This is a genomic window from Shigella sp. FJ200513 (genome assembly GCF_040495915.1).
Taxonomy (GTDB): domain Bacteria; phylum Pseudomonadota; class Gammaproteobacteria; order Enterobacterales; family Enterobacteriaceae; genus ECMA0423.
Genome location: NZ_JBDYCV010000011.1, coordinates 27,736 through 49,277, shown reverse-complemented (window position 1 = coordinate 49,277; position 21,542 = coordinate 27,736). Strand labels below are relative to the sequence as shown.

Here is a 21,542-nt window from a genome sequence, read left to right as displayed (position 1 = left end):
CCGGGCATATTTCCGAATACGGTCTTTTTATACCGTAAACCCTAACATCATCCCCGTATCTTCATGCTCCAGCAGATGGCAGTGCGCCATATAAGCATGTTCTTTCGGTGCGTTGTGATTAAACTTCACCAGCACTTCACTGACATTGCCTTCTACCTTAACGGTATCTTTCCAGCCCGCGCGATGAGCCGCTGGCGGTTTGCCATTTTCTGACAAGATACGGAACTGCGTGCCGTGAATATGGAACGGATGCAGCATCATGTCGCCCACGCCAGAGATAACCCAACGTTCGTACTGCCCTTTCGCCGCCGCAAACATCGGCTTATTCATATCAAACGCCTGACCGTTGATTTTATTGGCATGGTGGAAATCGAACTTCCCGCCGTGGTTCATATGATTCATATTGCCGTGCCCCATATGGCCCATCATCTGGCTGTGATCCATTCCGGCCATCGCCTGATCGCCATATTTCTCCATTAGCATCTGCATCCCCATCATATCGAGCATCGGGTCCATAGAAAGTTGCAGCTTGCGTACCGTCAGCCCTTCCAGCGAAGGTAACGCAGGCAGGCTACTTAATGTGTCAGGCAAAGCACCGGAGGCACTAATAGCAATCGGCTGAATCCGCATTACCGGATGCGGCTTGTCAAACGGTGCAATCGCCATCCCCATCTGGCTGACCGGCAGCGTCACCAGGTCAAAGGGTTTGTTGTCGTTAACCTCCACCAGCACTTCAAAACGCTCGCCCATCAGCACCGGCAGCTCGCTCACCTTCACCGGTTCAGGTAGCAGACCACCGTCGCTGGCAATCACATACAGCGGGCGATTGTCGCTGGTGGCGAAATTGAGCGAGCGGGCATTACAGCCATTGAGCAAACGCAGGCGCAGCCAACCACGCGGGGCAGCGTGTTGTGGGTAGATTGCACCGTTGGTCAGCAGCGTATCGCCAAACCAGCCCACGGCGGCGGTCATCACATCCAGTTGATAATCAATCTGCCCGTCGGCGCTAAATTTCTTATCCTGAACGATCACCGGAACATCATCGATACCCCACTGTTTTGGCAGCATTAATTTCAGGATCTCGTCATCTTCAATCACCACCAGACCAGCCAGCCCCATCGCCACCTGTCGCCCGGTCTTGCCATGTTGATGTGGATGGAACCAGCAGGTAGCGGCAGGTTGATCAACGTTCAACGTCACCGAGCGCTTGCCACCTGGCGGAATAATTCCCTGTGGGCCGCCGTCGACGTCACCCGGTACTTCCAGCCCGTGCCAGTGCAACGTCGTCTCTTCCGCCAGTTGGTTGTAGATATCAACCGTTACCGCTTTGCCGCGCTGTAATTTCACCGCCGGCCCCAGCAGATTGCCGTTATAGCCCCAGGTAGTTGCAGTTTTCTCGCCAAAGGTGGACTGACCTGCGCCAATAGTTAACTGAATGCGATTACGGGCATCGGTCGTGAGCAAATCAGGGATCGGTAACGTTGGGCGTTCCGCCGCAAAGACTGCACGGCTCCACAGTGGCAAGGCTGAAGCCACACCCAGTGCGACGGAATATTTCAAGAAATCACGACGTTGCATAGTTATTTCCTTATTCTTAAGCAGGCGAAACAAAATCAAACGTTGAGCATAGTCCTTCCCCTTACGGGAAGGTCAAGCCGCAGACACAATTTAATCGACAATAATGGTCGTCGCCTCGCTCGCAGTGTGCTAACGTTTATCTTCTTTAAGCCCCTGGTAGAAGCAATGAAGACGTTTTTCAGAACAGTGTTATTCGGCAGCCTGATCGCCGTTTGCGCAAACAGTTACGCGCTCAGCGAGTCTGAAGCCGAAGATATGGCCGATTTAACGGCAGTTTTTGTCTTTCTGAAGAACGATTGTGGTTACCAGAACTTATCTAACGGGCAAATTCGTCGCGCACTGGTCTTTTTCGCCCAGCAAAACCAGTGGGATCTCAGTAATTACGACACCTTCGACATGAAAGCTCTCGGTGAAGACAGCTACCGCGATCTCAGCGGCATTGGCATTCCCGTCGCTAAAAAATGCAAAGCCCTGGCCCGCGATTCCTTAAGCCTGCTTGCCTACGTCAAATAATCCCTGATACCTTTTTGTAGAAATATTGACCGTGCATCCGCGGTCAATGTTAGCTATTATGTTGCGCCCTTTTTTTACGGGTGTTAACAAAGGAGGTATCAACCCATGGCCGAAAAAAAACAGTGGCATGAAACGCTACACGACCAGTTTGGGCAGTACTTTGCGGTAGATAACGTTCTGTATCATGAAAAGACCGATCACCAGGATCTGATCATTTTTGAGAACGCTGCATTTGGTCGCGTAATGGCGCTGGATGGCGTAGTACAAACCACCGAGCGCGACGAGTTTATCTATCATGAGATGATGACCCATGTTCCGCTACTGGCCCACGGTCACGCGAAACATGTGCTGATTATCGGCGGCGGCGACGGTGCCATGCTGCGTGAAGTAACCCGACATAAAAACGTTGAGTCAATCACGATGGTGGAAATCGATGCGGGTGTCGTGTCGTTCTGCCGTCAGTATCTGCCCAACCATAACGCCGGTAGCTACGACGATCCGCGCTTTCAACTAGTGATCGACGATGGCGTCAATTTCGTTAATCAAACCAGCCAGACCTTTGATGTCATTATCTCCGACTGCACCGATCCTATCGGTCCCGGCGAAAGCCTGTTCACCTCAGCATTTTATGAAGGCTGCAAACGTTGCCTGAATCCTGGCGGTATCTTCGTCGCACAAAACGGCGTCTGCTTTTTACAGCAGGAAGAAGCCATCGACAGCCATCGCAAACTCAGCCATTACTTCAGCGACGTTGGCTTTTATCAGGCGGCGATCCCGACCTATTACGGCGGTATCATGACTTTTGCATGGGCGACAGATAACGACGCCTTACGCCATCTCTCAACCGAAATTATTCAGGCGCGTTTTCTCGCTTCTGGCCTGAAATGCCGTTATTACAATCCGGCAATCCATACGGCAGCTTTTGCCTTACCTCAGTATCTGCAAGACGCACTGGCTTCACAGCCGTCCTAAGGAGAAGATAAGAAATTGAAAAAACTGAAACTGCATGGCTTTAATAATCTGACCAAAAGTCTGAGTTTTTGTATTTACGATATCTGCTACGCCAAAACTGCCGAAGAGCGCGACGGTTATATTGCTTATATCGATGAACTCTATAATGCCAACCGTCTGACCGAAATCCTGTCAGAAACCTGTTCCATTATCGGGGCCAATATTCTTAACATCGCCCGCCAGGATTACGAACCACAGGGTGCCAGCGTCACTATTCTGGTGAGTGAAGAACCGGTTGACCCGAAACTCATCGACAAAACAGAACACCCCGGCCCACTGCCAGAAACGGTGGTTGCTCATCTCGATAAAAGTCATATTTGCGTACATACCTACCCGGAAAGTCATCCTGAAGGCGGTTTATGTACCTTCCGCGCCGATATTGAAGTCTCTACCTGCGGCGTGATTTCTCCGCTGAAGGCGCTGAATTACCTGATCCACCAGCTTGAGTCCGATATCGTAACCATTGATTATCGCGTGCGCGGTTTTACTCGCGACATTAACGGTATGAAGCACTTTATCGACCATGAGATTAATTCGATTCAGAACTTTATGTCTGACGATATGAAGGCGCTGTATGACATGGTGGATGTAAACGTCTATCAGGAAAATATCTTCCATACCAAGATGTTGCTTAAAGAGTTCGACCTTAAGCACTACATGTTCCACACCAAACCGGAAGATTTAACCGACAGCGAGCGCCAGGAAATTACCGCTGCGCTGTGGAAAGAAATGCGCGAGATTTATTACGGGCGCAATATGCCAGCTGTTTAACGGCTCTGGCGGAGCTCCCAGGCTCCGCCAGATTTATTTACTTCTGCTGCACGAAATTGCGGTAAGCCGCCACGACCTGCAGAAAATCCTCAACGCCGCATAGCGACAGGCTTTCTTCGTCGTAGTAGTTCATCCCCTCTTCCATTTCATCGCCAGCGAATTCCAGTTGATTGGCGCGAACCATCACCTCTTCAGCGTCCATCCACAGGGTGTATTCATGCCCTGCCCGTTGCCAGGACCGTTCGCTACCTTTCAGTGCGTGCGCTGCTTGTTCCACTTCATCAAGCAAGGCCAGGTTTTCTTTCACCTCTTCATTAAACCAGTGCCCGACCACTTCATGCCCCATGGACATACGCACCTTTACCACTCCGGTAATATCGCGCAGAAATTCGTAATCCATAGTGTGTTCCTCTGCTCCCGGCAATGCGCCGAAATCGCATCGCGCCATTGATGTAATTATCGCAGCCTTACCGGAGAAAAACAGCGGAACGGCGATAGTTTAGAAATAAAAAATGCCCGGGAATCTCATTCACCGGGCATTGTGTCGTTTATGCGCAGCGCGTGCGCTTACTTATTACACCGCAGTCTGGAAAATCACCCCATCGGCTTTTTCGGTGTACTGAGAAAGCTGGTTGAAGTTCAGATAACGATAAGTATCAACGGCAGTTTTATCTACTTGCGCAACGTAGGTCTGGTACTCTTCCGGCGTCGGCAGTTTGCCAATCAGCGCCGCAACAGCCGCCAGTTCTGCAGAAGCCAGGAAGACATTCGCGCCAGTACCCAAACGGTTCGGGAAGTTACGGGTAGAGGTGGAAACCACCGTCGCACCGTCTGCTACACGCGCCTGGTTACCCATACACAGGGAACAGCCCGGGATCTCGATACGAGCCCCGCTCTTACCGAAGACGCTGTAGTAGCCTTCTTCCGTCAGTTGCGCGGCGTCCATACGGGTTGGCGGTGCCACCCACAGGCGGGTCGGCAACTGACCTTTGTGCGCATCCAGCAGTTTACCAGCGGCACGGAAGTGACCGATGTTAGTCATGCAAGAACCGATAAATACTTCGTCGATCTTCTCGCCCTGTACCGCAGACAGCGGACGTGCGTCATCCGGATCGTTCGGAGCACACAGGATTGGCTCTTTAATCTCCGCCAGATCGATGTCGATCACTGCCGCGTATTCCGCATCTGCATCGGCTTCCAGCAGCTCAGGATTCGCCAGCCATTTTTCCATGCCCTGAATACGGCGTTCCAGGGTACGACGATCGCCGTAACCTTCCGCGATCATCCACTTCAGCAGGACGATGTTGGAGCTCAGGTATTCGATGATCGGTTCTTTGTTCAGCTTGATAGTACAACCAGCGGCAGAACGCTCGGCGGACGCATCGGTTAGCTCAAAGGCCTGCTCAACTTTCAGATCCGGCAGACCTTCAATTTCCAGAATGCGACCAGAGAAGATGTTTTTCTTGCCTTTCTTCTCAACGGTCAGCAGACCTTGTTTGATCGCATACAGCGGAATGGCGTGTACCAGATCGCGCAGGGTGATGCCCGGCTGCATTTTGCCTTTGAAGCGCACCAGAACGGATTCCGGCATATCCAGCGGCATTACGCCAGTTGCGGCAGCAAACGCCACCAGACCAGAACCCGCCGGGAAAGAGATACCGATCGGGAAACGGGTATGGGAGTCACCACCGGTACCGACGGTATCCGGCAGCAGCATACGGTTCAGCCAGGAGTGAATGACGCCGTCACCCGGACGCAGCGACACACCGCCACGGTTCATAATGAAGTCCGGCAGCGTGTGGTGCGTGTTCACGTCAACTGGCTTCGGATACGCCGCGGTGTGGCAGAAAGACTGCATCACCAGGTCAGCCGAGAAGCCCAGGCACGCCAGGTCTTTCAGTTCATCACGGGTCATCGGGCCGGTGGTGTCCTGAGAGCCTACAGAAGTCATTTTCGGTTCGCAGTACGCGCCCGGACGAATGCCTTTCACGCCACAGGCACGGCCTACCATTTTCTGCGCCAGCGAGAAGCCGCGATCGCTCTCAGCGACATCTTTCGCCTGACGGAACACATCACTGTGCGGCAGACCAAGTGCTTCACGCGCTTTGGTGGTCAGGCCACGCCCGATAATCAGCGGAATACGGCCGCCAGCACGCACTTCATCAATCAGCACGTCGGTTTTCAGTTCGAAGGTCGCCAGCAGTTCGCCTGTTTCGTGGTTACGCACTTCACCTTTGTACGGGTAAACGTCAATCACGTCGCCCATGTTCAGGTTAGAGACGTTGACTTCGATTGGCAGTGCACCCGCGTCTTCCATCGTGTTAAAGAAGATGGGTGCAATTTTACCGCCGAGGCACAAACCACCGCCGCGTTTGTTCGGCACATGTGGAATATCATCGCCCATAAACCACAGAACGGAGTTCGTGGCGGATTTACGCGATGAACCCGTACCCACAACGTCACCGACGTACGCCAGCGGGAAACCTTTCTGTTGCAGAGCTTCAATCTGTTTGATCGGGCCAACAACACCTGGCTGGTCTGGCTCAATACCTTCACGGGCGTTTTTCAGCATCGCCAGCGCGTGCAGTGGGATATCCGGGCGTGACCACGCATCCGGTGCCGGAGAAAGGTCATCGGTGTTGGTTTCGCCAGTGACTTTAAAGACGGTAACGGTCAGTTTTTCAGCCAGCGCCGGGCGATTCAGGAACCATTCGGCATCCGCCCAGGACTGCATTACCTGCTTCGCATATTCGTTGCCTGCTTTCGCTTTCTCTTCTACGTCATAGAAGTTATCGAACATCAGCAGCGTGTGAGAAAGTGCTTTGGCAGCAATAGGTGCCAGTTTGGCATCATCCAGCGCGTCGATCAGCGGATGAATGTTGTAACCACCCTGCATGGTGCCCAGCAGTTCGATAGCTTTTTCCGGAGTCAGCAGAGGGGATTTAGCTTCGCCTTTAGCGATAGCAGCCAGGAAGCCTGCTTTTACATAGGCGGCTTCATCGACGCCTGGGGGAACACGGTTGGTTAACAGATCTAACAGGAATTCTTCTTCGCCCGCGGGCGGGTTTTTCAGCAGCTCTACAAGCGCGGCCATTTGGTTTGCATCCAGGGGTTTGGGCGCAATCCCCTCAGCGGCACGCTCAGCTACGTGCTTACGGTATTCTTCTAGCACGACGGTTCTCCTCGCTCTCATTGTCATAGTGCGGCAGGCGATTCTCTTCACGCTCCTGTGAGACAGCAGTTTGTAGGGTAAATGCCCAGTACCGCAACGGGCAGAATAGCAGGATTTTGACGACGTGTTAATCTGTTTACAAAAAAGCAACATAAAAAAGTGGCTGAATCGTTAAGGATGGTCTAGAGATTGTTTCCCTCCGTAAAAACTTCGTTAATTCGCATGGTGATAATCACCTTTCTCAACGAATCCCAAGATTAGTCAAAATTTAAACTACCGCCTCTTTATACTCGGATTCACAGCACCTGCGGGTGGCAGTTCGCCGACCATTGCGATTTCCTTGAGATCCGAATTATGAAAATGACTTTGCCGTTTAAACCCCATGTGCTGGCGCTAATTTGCAGTGCCGGGCTTTGTGCTGCCTCTGCCGGGCTATATATAAAAAGCCGCACAGTGGAAGCGCCTGTAGAACCGCAATCGACACAACTGGCTGTGTCTGACGCTGCCGCTGTTACGCTTCCTGCAACGGTTTCCGCACCTCCCGTAATACCCGCAGTCGTCAAATCCGCATTCAGCACTGCACAAATAGATCAATGGGTCGCACCCGTCGCGCTGTATCCCGACGCCCTACTTTCGCAGGTGCTGATGGCATCAACCTATCCGACAAACGTTGCTCAAGCAGTGCAATGGTCGCACGATAATCCACTTAAACAAGGCGATGCTGCTATTCAGGCGGTATCTGACCAGCCGTGGGACGCCAGCGTTAAATCACTGGTGGCCTTTCCACAATTGATGGCATTGATGGGCGAAAACCCGCAATGGGTGCAAAACCTGGGCGATGCTTTTCTGGCGCAGCCGCAGGACGTGATGGACTCGGTACAGCGATTGCGGCAACTGGCGCAACAAACCGGCTCGCTGAAGTCATCAACCGAACAGAAAGTTATTACCACAACGAAGAAAGCTGTACCGGTAAAACAGACAGTCACGGCACCCGTCATACCATCCAATACCGTTTTAACTGCCAACCCCGTCATTACAGAGCCGGCAACAACCGTCATTTCCATTGAGCCCGCCAATCCTGATGTGGTCTATATTCCCAACTACAACCCAACCGTGGTTTACGGGAACTGGGCCAATACTGCGTATCCGCCGGTTTATCTGCCACCACCAGCCGGAGAACCGTTTGTTGACAGCTTTGTGCGCGGATTCGGCTATAGCATGGGCGTTGCTACCACGTACGCACTATTCAGCAGCATCGACTGAGATGACGACGATCATGACCATCATCATCATGACGATGATGATTATCATCACCACGATGGCGGTCATCGTGACAGTAATGGCTGGCAACACAACGGCGACAACATCAATATCGACGTCAACAATTTCAACCGTATCACCGGTGAGCATCTTACTGATAAGAATATGGCATGGCGGCACAATCCAAACTACCGTAATGGTGTGCCCTATCATGATCAGGATATGGCAAAGCGGTTTCATCAAACCGATGTCAACGGCGGAATGAGTGCCACGCAGCTACCTGCTCCAACACGCGACAGCCAGCGTCAGGCGGCAGCAAGTCAGTTTCAGCAACGAACACACGCCGCCCCCGTCATTACACGAGATACCCAACGTCAGGCAGCGGCACAGCGGTTTAATGAAGCTGAACACTATGGGAGCTATGACGACTTCCGCGACTTCAGCCGTCGCCAACCACTGACCCAGCAGCAAAAGGACGCCGCTCGTCAGCGTTATCAGTCGGCCTCTCCTGAGCAGCGCCAGGCAGTCCGCGAGAAAATGCAGACTAACCCGCAGATCCAGCAGCGAAGGGAGGCGGCGCGCCAGCGTATTCAGTCCGCCTCGCCTGAGCAGCGCCAGGCGGTTCGCGAGAAAATGCAGACTAACCCGCAGAACCAGCAGCGAAGAGAGGCAGCGCGTGAGCGTATTCAGTCTGCAACTCCCGAACAGCGCCAGGTGTTTAAGGAAAAAGTACAGCAGCGCCCACTGAACCAACAGCAACGTGATAACGCCCGCCAGCGTATACAATCGGCATCACCTGAACAACGTCAGGTTTTTCGGGAGAAAGTTCAGGAGAGCCGCCCACAACGTCTAAACGACAGTAACCATACTGTCAGGCTGAATAACGAGCAACGGTCAGCAGTACGCGAACGTCTCTCTGAACGTGGAGCAAGAAGACTGGAAAGGTAAATTGCAGACGTAAAAAAAGCGGCGTGGTTAGCCGCTTTTTTAATTGCCGGATGTTCCGGCAAACGAAAAATTACTTCTTCTTCGCTTTCGGGTTCGGCAGGTCGGTAATGCTACCTTCGAACACTTCTGCCGCCAGGCCCACAGACTCGTGCAGAGTCGGGTGCGCGTGGATGGTCAGTGCGATGTCTTCAGCATCACAACCCATTTCGATTGCCAGGCCGATTTCACCCAGCAGCTCGCCGCCGTTGGTACCAACAATCGCACCACCGATCACACGGTGAGATTCTTTGTCGAAAATCAGCTTGGTCATACCGTCTGCGCAGTCAGAAGCGATAGCACGACCAGAAGCAGCCCACGGGAAGGTGGCGGTTTCATAGCTGATGCCTTTCTCTTTCGCTTCTTTCTCAGTCAGACCTACCCATGCAACTTCTGGTTCGGTATAGGCGATGGACGGGATAACTTTCGGATCGAAGTAGTGTTTCTTACCGGCGATAACTTCAGCGGCAACGTGACCTTCGTGAACACCTTTGTGTGCCAGCATCGGCTGACCGACGATATCGCCGATAGCAAAGATGTGCGGTACGTTGGTACGCAGCTGTTTGTCAACGCGGATGAAACCACGGTCGTCAACTTCCACGCCAGCTTTGCCTGCGTCGAGGTTTTTACCGTTCGGCACACGACCAATCGCTACCAGCACGGCGTCGTAACGCTGCGGTTCAGCTGGTGCTTTTTTGCCTTCCATCGTCACATAAATACCGTCTTCTTTCGCTTCAACGGCGGTAACTTTGGTTTCCAGCATCAGGTTGAATTTCTTGCTGATACGCTTGGTGAAGACTTTAACGATGTCTTTGTCAGCTGCCGGGATAACCTGGTCGAACATTTCAACCACGTCAATCTGTGAACCCAGCGCGTGGTAAACGGTGCCCATTTCCAGACCGATGATACCGCCACCCATTACCAGCAGGCGTTCTGGTACTTCTTTCAGTTCCAGCGCGTCAGTGGAGTCCCAGATACGCGGATCTTCATGCGGAATAAACGGCAGTTGGATCGGGCGAGAACCCGCTGCAATGATCGCATTGTCGAAGTTGATCACGGTTTTGCCGTTCTCACCTTCAACTTCCAGGGTGTTAGCCCCGGTGAATTTACCCAGACCGTTGACCACTTTGACTTTGCGGCCTTTCGCCATACCAGCCAGACCACCGGTCAGCTGATTGATCACTTTCTCTTTCCAGGTACGAATCTTGTCAATATCGGTTTTCGGTTCGCCGAAGACGATACCGTGTTCAGCCAGCGCTTTGGCTTCTTCGATAACTTTTGCTACGTGCAGCAGTGCTTTAGAAGGGATACAGCCGACGTTCAGGCAAACACCGCCAAGGGTGTTGTAACGTTCTACGATTACGGTTTCCAGACCTAAATCAGCGCAACGGAAGGCAGCGGAGTAACCTGCGGGGCCTGCCCCAAGTACCACGACCTGAGTTTTGATTTCAGTACTCATCATGACCTCTATATATTTATCTCCGGCGGTCATACCCGTCGTCTTTCAGGCCGCAGCGGCGTTAGCTTCACGCCCTCACCCCAGTCACTTACTTATGTAAGCTCCTGGGGATTCTGGCGCTTGCTACCTTGCTGCACCCAGAAATCCATAGGGTATGTGAAGTAATACCCTAACCACCACCGGGTCGTTCTATCCGTCGGTATTTTACAAAATTGTTAACAATTTTTAAACAACAAACGGCAACCGATTTGTCTATTCGCTAATAACCTCAATACATTCATGAGATTACCAGAAAAAAGCCGGCCGTTGGGCCGGCTCTTTTACTTACATCACCAGACGGCGAATGTCAGACAGCGTGTTGTTAATGATGGTAATGAAACGGGCACTATCAGCACCGTCGATCACGCGGTGGTCGAAGGAGAGAGAAATCGGCAGCATCAGACGCGGCACGAACTCTTTACCATTCCACACCGGCTCCATCGCGGACTTGGAAACGCCGAGGATAGCCACTTCCGGCGCGTTCACAATCGGCGCGAAGTGGGTAGTACCCAGGCCGCCGATGCTGGAGATGGTGAAGCAACCGCCCTGCATTTCGCCCGCAGTCAGCTTACCGTCACGCGCTTTCTTAGAAATAGTCATCAGCTCGCGAGACAGCTCGATGATGCCTTTCTTGTTGACGTCTTTGAATACCGGAACAACCAGACCGTTCGGGGTATCCACCGCCACACCGATGTTGATGTATTTCTTCAGGGTCAGACGCTGACCGTCTTCCGACAGCGAACTATTGAAGCGAGGCATCTGCTCAAGAGCTGCAGCAACGGCTTTCATGATGAAGACAACCGGGGTGATCTTCACATCCAGCTTACGTTTCGCCGCTTCTTCGTTCTGCTGTTTACGGAACGCTTCCAGCTCGGTGATATCGGTTTTGTCGAAGTGGGTAACATGCGGGATCATCACCCAGTTACGGCTCAGGTTAGCACCAGAAATTTTCTGGATACGGCCCAGTTCCACTTCTTCGATTTCGCCAAACTTGCTGAAGTCCACCTTCGGCCACGGCAGCATGCCAGGGATACCACCGCCAGTCGCCGCCGGAGCTGCTTCTGCACGTTTGATAGCTTCTTTCACGTAAGCCTGAACGTCTTCGCGCAGGATACGACCTTTACGGCCAGTGCCCTTCACTTTCGCCAGGTTAACGCCAAACTCGCGTGCCAGACGGCGGATCAGCGGGGTCGCGTGAACGTAAGCGTCGTTTTCAGCAAATTCAGATTTGCCTTCCGCTTTCGCAGCCGGAGCTTCAGCTTTTGCTGCCGGAGCCGGCGCTGCCGCTTCCTGTTTCGCAGGAGCTGCCGCAGGCGCTGCGCCTTCAACTTCGAAGATCATAATCAGCGAACCAGTTTTCACTTTATCGCCAACGTTGACTTTCAGTTCCTTCACGACGCCTGCAAACGGAGCCGGAACTTCCATAGAAGCTTTATCGCCTTCTACGGTAATCAGTGACTGTTCAGCGGCAACTTTGTCGCCCACTTTCACCATCACTTCGGTCACTTCAACTTCGTCACCGCCGATATCCGGAACGTTAACTTCTTTCACGCCAGCTGCTGGTGCAGGGGTCGCTGCCGGAGTCGCTTCCTGTTTAGCCGCCGGAGCTGCCGCGCCTGCTTCACCCGCGACTTCGAAGACCATAATCAGCGAGCCGGTAGACACTTTGTCACCCACGTTCACTTTGATCTCTTTCACGGTACCTGCAAACGGAGCCGGAACTTCCATAGAAGCCTTGTCGCCTTCTACGGTGATCAGCGACTGTTCAGCTTCAACTTTATCGCCAACTTTCACCAGGATTTCGGTCACTTCAACTTCGTCGCTGCCGATATCCGGAACGTTAACGTCTTTTGCCGCCGCAGCCGCGGGTGCTGCTGCCGGAGCTGCTTCTTTCTTCTCTTCTGCCTGAGCAGGTGCAGCGTCTGCTGCACCGTCGGCGGAATCGAAAATCATAATCAGTGCGCCGGTCTGGGTTTTATCGCCAACAGAGACTTTGATCTCTTTAACGATACCCGCCTGCGGAGATGGAACTTCCATAGAGGCTTTGTCGCCTTCTACGGTGATCAGCGACTGTTCGGCTTCAACTTTGTCGCCCACTTTGACCAGGATCTCGGTGATTTCAACTTCATCAGCCCCGATGTCCGGTACTTTGATTTCGATAGCCATTATTCTTTTACCTCTTACGCCAGACGCGGGTTAACTTTATCTGCATCGATGTTGAATTTGGCGATTGCGTCAGCAACCACTTTCTTATCGATTTCGCCACGTTTAGCCAGTTCGCCCAGCGCCGCAACCACGACATAAGAAGCATCAACTTCGAAGTGGTGACGCAGGTTCTCACGGCTGTCGGAACGACCGAAGCCATCAGTACCCAGTACGCGATAGTCGTCAGCCGGTACGTAAGTACGGACCTGCTCAGCGAACAGTTTCATATAGTCGGTAGATGCCACTGCCGGCGCGTCGTTCATCACCTGAGCGATATACGGAACGCGCGGAGTTTCCAGCGGATGCAGCATGTTCCAGCGTTCACAATCCTGACCATCACGCGCCAGCTCGGTGAAGGAGGTCACGCTATAAACGTCAGAACCTACGCCGTAATCTTTCGCCAGGATCTCTGCCGCTTCACGGACGTGACGCAGGATGGAACCGGAGCCCAGCAGCTGAACTTTACCTTTGCTACCTTCAATGGTTTCGAGTTTGTAGATACCTTTACGGATACCTTCCTCAGCACCTTCCGGCATTGCCGGCATGTGGTAGTTTTCGTTCAGCGTAGTGATGTAGTAGTAAACGTTCTCTTGTTTTTCACCGTACATACGCTCCAGACCGTCATGCATAATGACAGCAACTTCGTAAGCGTAAGCCGGGTCGTAAGAGATACAGTTCGGGATAGTCAGCGACTGAATGTGGCTGTGACCATCTTCGTGCTGCAGACCTTCACCGTTCAGGGTGGTACGACCGGAAGTACCGCCGATCAGGAAGCCACGCGCTTGCTGGTCTCCAGCCGCCCAGCACAGATCGCCGATACGCTGGAAGCCGAACATCGAGTAATAGATGTAGAATGGGATCATCGGCAGATTGTTCGTGCTGTAAGAGGTCGCCGCTGCCAGCCAGGAACACCCTGCGCCCAGCTCGTTGATCCCTTCCTGCAGAATCTGACCTTTCTCGTCTTCTTTATAGTAAGCAACCTGCTCGCGGTCCTGCGGGGTGTACTGCTGACCGTTCGGGCTGTAAATACCAATCTGACGGAACAGACCTTCCATACCGAAAGTACGCGCTTCGTCGGCGATGATCGGTACCAGACGATCTTTGATCGACTTGTTCTTCAGCATCACGTTCAGAGCACGAACGAAAGCGATAGTGGTAGAGAGCTCTTTGCTCTGCTCTTCCAGCAGCGCGCCGAAGTCTTGCAGGCTCGGCAGCTCAAGCTTCTCGGTGAAGTTCGGCTGACGGCTTGGCAGATAACCGTGCAGTTTCTGACGCTGAGCGTGCAGATAGGTATGCTCTTCAGAACCTTCCGGGAAGGTGATGTACGGCAGTTTTTCGATATCTGCATCAGACACCGGCACATTGAAACGGTCGCGGATGTGACGCACGCCGTCCATGTTCATTTTCTTAACCTGGTGCGCGATGTTTTTACCTTCAGCCGCGTCGCCCATGCCGTAACCTTTAATGGTATGAGCAAGGATTACTGTCGCTTTGCCTTTGGTTTCCTGCGCTTTCTTGAATGCAGCGTAGATTTTCTTCGGATCGTGACCACCACGGTTCAGTGCCCAGATCTGCTCGTCAGTCCAGTCTGCAACCAGTGCTGCGGTTTCAGGATATTTACCGAAGAAGTGTTCACGAACGTACGCACCATCTTTCGATTTGAAGGTCTGGTAGTCGCCGTCAACGGTTTCGTTCATCAGCTGGATCAGTTTACCGCTGGTATCTTTACGCAGCAGTTCATCCCAACGGCTACCCCACATCACTTTGATCACGTTCCAGCCAGCACCTTCGAAGATGCCTTCCAGTTCGTTGATGATCTTGCCGTTACCGGTGACCGGGCCGTCAAGACGCTGCAGGTTACAGTTGATAACGAAAACCAGGTTATCCAGTTTTTCACGGGTAGCGATGGTGATCGCACCTTTGGATTCCGGTTCGTCCATTTCACCGTCGCCGAGGAACGCGTAAACGGTCTGTTTAGAGGTATCTTTCAGGCCACGGTGTTCCAGATATTTCAGGAATTTAGCCTGGTAAATAGCACCAATCGGACCCAGACCCATAGATACGGTCGGGAACTGCCAGAATTCCGGCATCAGTTTCGGGTGCGGATAGGAAGAGAGGCCATTGCCGTGAACTTCCTGACGGAAGTTATCCAGCTGCTCCTGAGTCAGACGACCTTCCAGGAAAGCACGGGCGTAAACGCCCGGGGAGATGTGGCCCTGGAAGTAAACCAGGTCGCCGCCATCCTGCTCGTTGCGTGCACGGAAGAAGTGGTTAAAGCACACATCATAAATGGTTGCGGAAGACTGGAAGGACGCCATGTGGCCGCCCAGTTCGAGGTCTTTTTTCGACGCACGCAGCACCGTCATGATGGCGTTCCAGCGGATAGCTGAACGAATACGGCGTTCCAGTTCCAGATTACCCGGATACTCCGGTTGTTCTTCAACGGGGATGGTGTTGATGTAGTTGCTGATACCTGTGCCTGCGGCTACGTTTACACCGCCTTTGCGGGCTTCAGCAAGCAGTTGGTCGATCAGATACTGAGCACGCTCAACACCTTCTTCACGGATGACCGATTCGATCGCCTGGAGCCAGTCGCGAGTTTCGATCGGATCCACGTCATTTGGGAAACGTTCTGACATGGGTTATTCCTTATCTATCTAATAACGTTGAGTTTTCTGGAACCTGTCCCATTGAACTCTCGCCAGAAAGCTCAATAAGACAGGTTCTACGTTTAGTTACCGCGCTTTTATATGCGCTTGATTTACAACATCTTCTGGATAATTTTTACCAGAAAAATCACTAATTCTTTCGTTGCTCCAGACGACGCAGAGAACGCTCACGGCGGCTCTCTTCACGGCTTCTGTCGAGCAAAATTTCTTCGATAAAGGCCAGATGGCGATGCGATGCTTCGCGCGCTTCTTCCGGCTTACCGACCATAATCGCTTCAAATATGCGGGTGCGGTGACTACTCACCAGCGGCAGCATCTCGCGACGCGAATAGAGCAATTCGAAGTTCTGGCGGACATTCTGGGCCAACATCGGCTCCATACACCTTAGCAGATGAAGCAGAACCACATTGTGGGCCGCTTCGGTGACGGCAATCTGATACTGGAGTACGGCGTTTGATTCCGCGTCCAGATCGCCAGACTGCTGCGCCAGCTCTATGGCGTGGTGGAGTTCACGGATGCGTTCCTTGTCTTCATCGGTACTACGCAGCGCGGCGTAATAAGCGGCGATACCTTCCAGGGCGTGTCGTGTTTCGAGCAAGTCATACTGTGATTCAGGATGGTCGGAGAGCAGCTCCACCAGCGGATCGCTGAAGCTTTGCCATAGGCTGCTCTGGACAAAAGTGCCGCCACCCTGGCGACGAAGCAACAAGCCCTTCGCTTCGAGACGTTGAATCGCCTCACGCAAGGAGGGACGGGAGACGTCGAACTGTTTTGCCAGTTCGCGTTCCGGTGGGAGTTTTTCGCCCGGGCGGAGAGTGCCTTCGAGGATCAAAAACTCCAGTTGCTGCTCAATCACATCGGAGAGTTTTGGTTGGCGGATTTTGCTGTAGGCCATGAGTTCCTGTCTTAAGCCACTTGCCGAAGTCAATTGGTCTTACCAATTTCATGTCTGTGACGCTAAAGTAACAAAGTATTCACCTTATGTCCATACAGGTTTTGATTGAAATCATGAAACTGTGCACATTTTAACAACTTGACATATATAACGTTTCAAAGTTGTAACTATGCACAAATGTAGACTTTACGTAGGAAAGGGATTTTTTAACGATTATTAAACTATAAAAATCCGAATTGAACCGATTCACTTACCAATTTTTTGATTTTTAAGTCAATAAAAACGAATTTAAATTCACTCTGCATATTGAGAGGGGTTGAGGCTGAGCTTTACAAACGGTTTCTTTTTAAGCAACTCATCTTCAACCATGCATAAAGCGGGTGCATTCGCTGCCGCATACCATTATTCTTGATCTGACGGAAGTCTTTTTGTAACAATTCAAACCTCCTTGATGTAAACAAATCAATACAACAAACGGAATTGCAAACTTACACACGCATCACTGCGTAGATCAAAAAAACAATCACCGCACGAGGTTTCATGATGGAAGGTCAACAGCACGGCGAGCAGCTAAAGCGCGGCCTTAAAAACCGCCATATTCAGCTTATCGCGCTGGGTGGCGCGATAGGGACAGGGCTATTCCTAGGTAGCGCCTCCGTAATACAGTCCGCAGGGCCAGGGATTATCCTGGGTTACGCCATTGCTGGTTTTATCGCCTTTCTGATCATGCGTCAGCTGGGTGAAATGGTGGTCGAAGAACCTGTCGCAGGCTCCTTTAGCCACTTTGCTTATAAATACTGGGGCAGTTTTGCCGGTTTCGCCTCTGGCTGGAACTACTGGGTACTGTACGTTTTAGTTGCCATGGCAGAGCTGACTGCCGTGGGTAAATACATTCAGTTCTGGTATCCGGAAATCCCAACCTGGGTTTCTGCCGCCGTATTCTTTGTGGTGATTAACGCCATCAACCTGACCAACGTTAAAGTGTTTGGCGAGATGGAGTTCTGGTTTGCCATTATCAAAGTTATTGCGGTAGTAGCGATGATCATCTTCGGCGGCTGGCTGCTGTTCAGTGGCAACGGCGGCCCGCAGGCGAGCGTTAGCAACCTGTGGGATCAAGGTGGTTTCCTGCCGCACGGCTTCACCGGACTGGTGATGATGATGGCGATTATCATGTTCTCGTTCGGTGGTCTGGAACTGGTGGGGATCACCGCAGCAGAAGCTGATAACCCGGAGCAAAGTATCCCGAAAGCAACTAACCAGGTTATCTACCGCATCCTGATTTTCTATATTGGTTCGTTAGCCGTTCTGCTCTCACTGATGCCGTGGACCCGCGTTACCGCCGATACCAGTCCGTTTGTGCTGATCTTCCACGAGTTAGGCGATACCTTTGTGGCGAATGCGCTGAACATCGTGGTACTGACTGCGGCGCTCTCCGTGTACAACAGCTGCGTATATTGCAACAGCCGTATGCTGTTTGGTCTGGCACAACAGGGGAACGCGCCAAAAGCGCTGGCGTCTGTCGATAAACGCGGCGTACCGGTTAACACCATTCTGGTGTCTGCGCTGGTTACAGCATTGTGCGTATTGATTAACTATCTTGCTCCGGAATCCGCATTTGGCCTGTTAATGGCACTGGTGGTATCCGCACTGGTGATCAACTGGGCGATGATCAGTCTGGCGCATATGAAGTTCCGTCGCGCCAAGCAGGAACAAGGCGTGGTAACTCGCTTCCCTGCTCTGCTTTATCCGCTGGGTAACTGGATCTGCCTGCTGTTTATGGCGGCGGTACTGGTGATTATGCTGATGACCCCAGGAATGGCGATTTCGGTATACCTGATCCCGGTATGGCTGATCGTGTTAGGTATCGGCTATCTGTTTAAAGAGAAAACCGCCAAAGCCGTAAAAGCGCATTAATCTCTCTACGCCCTCACCCGTACAGGGTGAGGGCAATAATCTCTACACCAACGCCCCGTAAATCGTCAGTAGCGCAATCACCACCACGACCACGAACGAGGTTTTCTTCGCCATTGAAACCGCTGCCTTCGGCGTCTCCACCTTATCGACATGCGGTTCACGCGCCAGAGAGAACTGCGCCAGACGCGTTAATACCTGATATTGCGAAGTATGGAAATCACCCAGCGAAGCAAACCAGGCCGGTAACGCTTTCTCACCATGACCGATCAAGGCATATACCACACCCGCAAGACGAACCGGCACCCAATCCAGTACATGAAGCACTGCATCAATGCCGGACTGTAAACGATGATGCGGCGTCTGGTATCGCGCCAGCCAGTATTGCCATGCACGCAAGAACGCATACCCCATCAGCGTAACGGGTCCCCAGGTTCCCCCCACAATCAGCCAGAACAGCGGTGCAAGATAAAAACGAAAGTTAATCCACAGCAATGCATTTTGCAGCTCACGCAAATACTCACGTTCGTCGCAGCCTGCCGGGACGCCGTGAATCATGGTGAGTTCGCCAGCCATCGTGGCACGGGCATGGCTATCATTACGTGAAGCAGCTGTCAGATAAGCATGATAATGAAGACGAACTTTACCTGCGCCAATACACAGCAAACCAATCAGCAGCCACACCAGCAGCGTGGGAACGTTGAACAATACTCCCTGCAATGCGCGTAACAGTAAAAAAGTCACACCCATCGCAATAATGGTCATGCCTAACGTGCGCCCGAGAGAAAAATGTTTCACCCGCCGAAAGAACGCTTCAAGACGATGATCAAGCTGCCAGTGCTCGCCCAACTTAAACAGGCGCTCGAAAATTAACACCAGTAAGGTTGTAAATAGCGTCATGTTGTCTCCTTGCTGACCAGCGCACGAAACCGTGCCCAATCAAATGCAGGACCGGGATCGGTTTTCCGATCCGGCGCAATATCACAATGGCCCGTCATGTTATTAGCGATATCGGGATAGCGATCTATCAGTGCCCGCGTAACCGCCGCAAGCTGTTGATACTGCGCATCGGTATACGCCAGAGTATCGGTGCCTTCAAGCTCAATCCCAATAGAAAAATCATTGCAGCGTTCACGCCCCTGATACTGAGAGACTCCCGCATGCCAGGCACGTTTATCGAAAGGAACATACTGGACTATTTCACCATCACGGCGAATCAAACAGTGAGCGGAGACGCGCAAATGGGCGATCTCAGCAAAGAAAGGATGTGCCTGCGGATCAATAGTTCCAGTGAATAATGCGTCGATCCACGGACCGCCAAACTCGCCTGGCGGCAGGCTAATATTGTGCACCACCAGCAGGGTGGGTGTTTCGTCATCCAGGCGGCAATCGTAATGTGGTGAGGGAACGCGGCGCGCGCCAACCAGCCACCCCTGTTCTAACAACATGCAGGATCTCCTTATATGTGGTGCTAATACCCGGTTCAGAGTAGCATGTTTCTACCTTATGATTCGTTAGCTATCTGGAGTTTTAACATGCCGCCTCGCCGCTACAACCCTGACACCCGACGTGACGAGCTGCTGGAACGCATTAATCTCGATATCCCCGGCGCGGTGGCCCAGGCGCTGCGGGAAGATTTAGGCGGAACAGTCGATGCCAACAATGACATTACGGCAAAACTTTTACCGGAAAATTCTCGCTCTCATGCCACGGTGATCACCCGCGAGAATGGCGTATTTTGTGGCAAACGCTGGGTTGAAGAGGTGTTTATTCAACTGGCAGGCGACGATGTCACCATAATCTGGCATGTGGATGACGGCGATGTCATCAACGCCAATCAACCCTTGTTCGAACTTGAAGGCCCATCCCGCGTGCTGTTAACGGGCGAACGCACTGCGCTTAATTTTGTGCAAACCCTTTCAGGAGTTGCCAGTAAGGTACGCCACTATGTCGAATTACTGGAAGGCACCAACACGCAGTTGTTGGATACGCGCAAAACCTTACCTGGCCTGCGTTCAGCTCTGAAATACGCGGTACTTTGCGGCGGCGGAGCGAATCACCGTCTGGGGCTTTCTGATGCCTTCCTGATCAAAGAAAACCATATTATTGTCTCCGGCTCAGTGCGCCAGGCGGTCGAAAAAGCGTCCTGGCTGCATCCGGATGCGCCAGTAGAAGTCGAAGTAGAGAATCTGGAAGAACTTGATGAGGCCCTGAAAGCCGGAGCCGATATCATCATGCTGGATAACTTCGAAACAGAACAGATGCGCGAAGCCGTCAAACGCACCAACGGCAAGGCGCTACTGGAAGTGTCTGGCAACGTCACTGACAAAACACTGCGCGAATTTGCCGAAACGGGCGTGGACTTTATCTCCGTCGGTGCGCTAACTAAACACGTACAAGCACTCGACCTTTCAATGCGTTTTCGCTAATTGCTGACAGATTTATCCGCTCCATCGCGGGCGGATAATCTCCCCTTCCCCAACTTTCTTCGTAACGCCTCGCAAATTTCTTGTCTTTCGCTGCAACGAAATAAAAAACCTCGGAATCTGCTTTCCCGTTTCGTTTTTTGCCCCTCGCCTGTGCTGATGGCGTTTGCCAAAGTAGCACCAACCAAATCAAGGAGCGAAACAGATGGACAAGCAACGCGGTTTTACACTTATCGAACTGATGGTGGTTATTGGCATCATTGCCATTTTAAGCTCCATTGGTATTCCCGCTTATCAAAACTACCTGCGCAAAGCCGCACTCACCGACATGCTACAAACCTTTGTGCCTTACCGTACCGCCGTAGAGTTGTGCGCGCTGGAACATGGTGGATTAGATACCTGCGACGGTGGCAGCAATGGCATTCCCTCGCCTACCACCACCCGCTATGTTTCAGCCATGAGTGTGGCAAAGGGCGTGGTGTCGCTGACCGGGCAAGAAAGTCTCAATGGGCTAAGCGTCGTCATGACGCCAGGTTGGGATAACGCAAACGGCGTCACCGGCTGGGCGCGCAACTGCAATATTCAAAGTGACAGCGCATTGCAGCAAGCCTGCGAAGATGTCTTCCGCTTTGATGACGCCAACTAAGGA

General features: G+C 52.3%; 15 protein-coding genes and 1 pseudogene. 7 read left to right on the top strand and 9 right to left on the bottom strand.

Annotation, left to right across the window (positions count from 1 at the left end):
- Positions 1–27: 27 nt before the first annotated feature.
- Entirely contained in the window at positions 28–1,578 is a 1,551-nt protein-coding gene (gene cueO, locus ABZJ92_RS04275) for a multicopper oxidase CueO (RefSeq protein WP_001189592.1), read from the bottom strand.
- Positions 1,579–1,743: 165 nt separating this feature from the next.
- Here cueO and ABZJ92_RS04270 point away from each other — a divergent pair, with 165 nt between their 5' ends.
- The 3 genes from ABZJ92_RS04270 to speD all read left to right on the top strand — a co-directional run bounded on the left by ABZJ92_RS04270 (position 1,744) and on the right by speD (position 3,873).
- Entirely contained in the window at positions 1,744–2,091 is a 348-nt protein-coding gene (locus ABZJ92_RS04270; RefSeq protein ID WP_005094211.1) for a YacC family pilotin-like protein, read from the top strand.
- Positions 2,092–2,196: 105 nt separating this feature from the next.
- The gene (speE, locus tag ABZJ92_RS04265; RefSeq protein ID WP_000818422.1) at positions 2,197–3,063 is read left to right on the top strand and encodes a polyamine aminopropyltransferase; all 867 of its coding nucleotides are present in this window, start codon (positions 2,197–2,199) and stop codon (positions 3,061–3,063) included.
- Between the two features lie 15 nt (positions 3,064–3,078).
- A complete protein-coding gene (speD, locus tag ABZJ92_RS04260) occupies positions 3,079–3,873 on the top strand; it encodes an adenosylmethionine decarboxylase (RefSeq protein ID WP_000734287.1) in 795 nt (264 codons plus the stop codon).
- Positions 3,874–3,910: 37 nt separating this feature from the next.
- On the opposite strand, the gene yacL is transcribed toward speD, so the two are convergent.
- On the bottom strand, positions 3,911–4,273 hold the full coding sequence (gene yacL, locus ABZJ92_RS04255; RefSeq protein ID WP_005053505.1) for a protein YacL: 363 nt from the start codon (positions 4,271–4,273) through the stop codon (positions 3,911–3,913).
- 174 nt (positions 4,274–4,447) lie between these two features.
- The gene (gene acnB, locus ABZJ92_RS04250) at positions 4,448–7,045 is read right to left on the bottom strand and encodes a bifunctional aconitate hydratase 2/2-methylisocitrate dehydratase (RefSeq protein ID WP_011110534.1); all 2,598 of its coding nucleotides are present in this window, start codon (positions 7,043–7,045) and stop codon (positions 4,448–4,450) included.
- 354 nt (positions 7,046–7,399) lie between these two features.
- On the opposite strand from acnB, the pseudogene ABZJ92_RS04245 reads away from it, so the two are divergent.
- Positions 7,400–9,253, top strand: a pseudogene (locus ABZJ92_RS04245) (DUF3300 domain-containing protein).
- Between the two features lie 70 nt (positions 9,254–9,323).
- On the opposite strand, the gene lpdA reads toward ABZJ92_RS04245, so the two are convergent.
- The 4 genes from lpdA to pdhR form a co-directional block, all read right to left on the bottom strand.
- Positions 9,324–10,748: a dihydrolipoyl dehydrogenase gene (gene lpdA, locus ABZJ92_RS04240; protein ID WP_000102485.1), complete on the bottom strand. Its 1,425-nt coding sequence runs from the start codon at positions 10,746–10,748 to the stop codon at positions 9,324–9,326.
- Between the two features lie 324 nt (positions 10,749–11,072).
- The gene (gene aceF, locus ABZJ92_RS04235) at positions 11,073–12,953 is read right to left on the bottom strand and encodes a pyruvate dehydrogenase complex dihydrolipoyllysine-residue acetyltransferase (RefSeq protein WP_353765426.1); all 1,881 of its coding nucleotides are present in this window, start codon (positions 12,951–12,953) and stop codon (positions 11,073–11,075) included.
- 14 nt (positions 12,954–12,967) lie between these two features.
- Positions 12,968–15,631, bottom strand: a complete 2,664-nt coding sequence (gene aceE / locus ABZJ92_RS04230; RefSeq protein ID WP_000003825.1) for a pyruvate dehydrogenase (acetyl-transferring), homodimeric type — start codon at positions 15,629–15,631, stop codon at positions 12,968–12,970.
- A 160-nt stretch (positions 15,632–15,791) separates the two neighbouring features.
- Positions 15,792–16,556: a pyruvate dehydrogenase complex transcriptional repressor PdhR gene (pdhR, locus tag ABZJ92_RS04225; protein ID WP_000331777.1), complete on the bottom strand. Its 765-nt coding sequence runs from the start codon at positions 16,554–16,556 to the stop codon at positions 15,792–15,794.
- A 540-nt stretch (positions 16,557–17,096) separates the two neighbouring features.
- Between pdhR and aroP the strand changes: the two genes are divergently transcribed.
- The gene (aroP, locus tag ABZJ92_RS04220) at positions 17,097–18,470 is read left to right on the top strand and encodes an aromatic amino acid transporter AroP (protein WP_000969912.1); all 1,374 of its coding nucleotides are present in this window, start codon (positions 17,097–17,099) and stop codon (positions 18,468–18,470) included.
- Positions 18,471–18,512: 42 nt separating this feature from the next.
- On the opposite strand, the gene ampE is transcribed toward aroP, so the two are convergent.
- Positions 18,513–19,367 (bottom strand): beta-lactamase regulator AmpE, encoded by an 855-nt coding sequence (gene ampE, locus ABZJ92_RS04215; protein ID WP_000172005.1) that lies wholly within the window; start codon positions 19,365–19,367, stop codon positions 18,513–18,515.
- Entirely contained in the window at positions 19,364–19,915 is a 552-nt protein-coding gene (gene ampD, locus ABZJ92_RS04210) for a 1,6-anhydro-N-acetylmuramyl-L-alanine amidase AmpD (RefSeq protein ID WP_000923711.1), read from the bottom strand. Before ampD ends, ampE begins: the two co-directional genes overlap by 4 nt.
- Positions 19,916–20,002: 87 nt before the next feature.
- Here ampD and nadC point away from each other — a divergent pair, with 87 nt between their 5' ends.
- Together nadC and ppdD are read left to right on the top strand one after the other, a co-directional pair.
- A complete protein-coding gene (gene nadC / locus ABZJ92_RS04205) occupies positions 20,003–20,896 on the top strand; it encodes a carboxylating nicotinate-nucleotide diphosphorylase (RefSeq protein ID WP_001135171.1) in 894 nt (297 codons plus the stop codon).
- 202 nt (positions 20,897–21,098) lie between these two features.
- Positions 21,099–21,539 carry a prepilin peptidase-dependent pilin gene (gene ppdD, locus ABZJ92_RS04200; protein ID WP_000360918.1) on the top strand — a complete coding sequence of 147 codons (441 nt, stop codon included), beginning with the start codon at positions 21,099–21,101 and terminating at the stop codon, positions 21,537–21,539.
- Positions 21,540–21,542 lie beyond the last annotated feature (3 nt).

Coding starts and splice junctions, on each gene's coding strand:
- cueO (WP_001189592.1), bottom strand. CDS start 1,578: ATGCAACGTCGTGATTTCTTGAAATATTCCGTCGCACTGGGTGTGGCT.
- ABZJ92_RS04270 (WP_005094211.1), top strand. CDS start 1,744: ATGAAGACGTTTTTCAGAACAGTGTTATTCGGCAGCCTGATCGCCGTT.
- speE (WP_000818422.1), top strand. CDS start 2,197: ATGGCCGAAAAAAAACAGTGGCATGAAACGCTACACGACCAGTTTGGG.
- yacL (WP_005053505.1), bottom strand. CDS start 4,273: ATGGATTACGAATTTCTGCGCGATATTACCGGAGTGGTAAAGGTGCGT.
- lpdA (WP_000102485.1), bottom strand. CDS start 10,748: ATGAGTACTGAAATCAAAACTCAGGTCGTGGTACTTGGGGCAGGCCCC.
- aceF (WP_353765426.1), bottom strand. CDS start 12,953: ATGGCTATCGAAATCAAAGTACCGGACATCGGGGCTGATGAAGTTGAA.
- aceE (WP_000003825.1), bottom strand. CDS start 15,631: ATGTCAGAACGTTTCCCAAATGACGTGGATCCGATCGAAACTCGCGAC.
- pdhR (WP_000331777.1), bottom strand. CDS start 16,556: ATGGCCTACAGCAAAATCCGCCAACCAAAACTCTCCGATGTGATTGAG.
- aroP (WP_000969912.1), top strand. CDS start 17,097: ATGATGGAAGGTCAACAGCACGGCGAGCAGCTAAAGCGCGGCCTTAAA.
- ampE (WP_000172005.1), bottom strand. CDS start 19,367: ATGACGCTATTTACAACCTTACTGGTGTTAATTTTCGAGCGCCTGTTT.
- ampD (WP_000923711.1), bottom strand. CDS start 19,915: ATGTTGTTAGAACAGGGGTGGCTGGTTGGCGCGCGCCGCGTTCCCTCA.
- nadC (WP_001135171.1), top strand. CDS start 20,003: ATGCCGCCTCGCCGCTACAACCCTGACACCCGACGTGACGAGCTGCTG.
- ppdD (WP_000360918.1), top strand. CDS start 21,099: ATGGACAAGCAACGCGGTTTTACACTTATCGAACTGATGGTGGTTATT.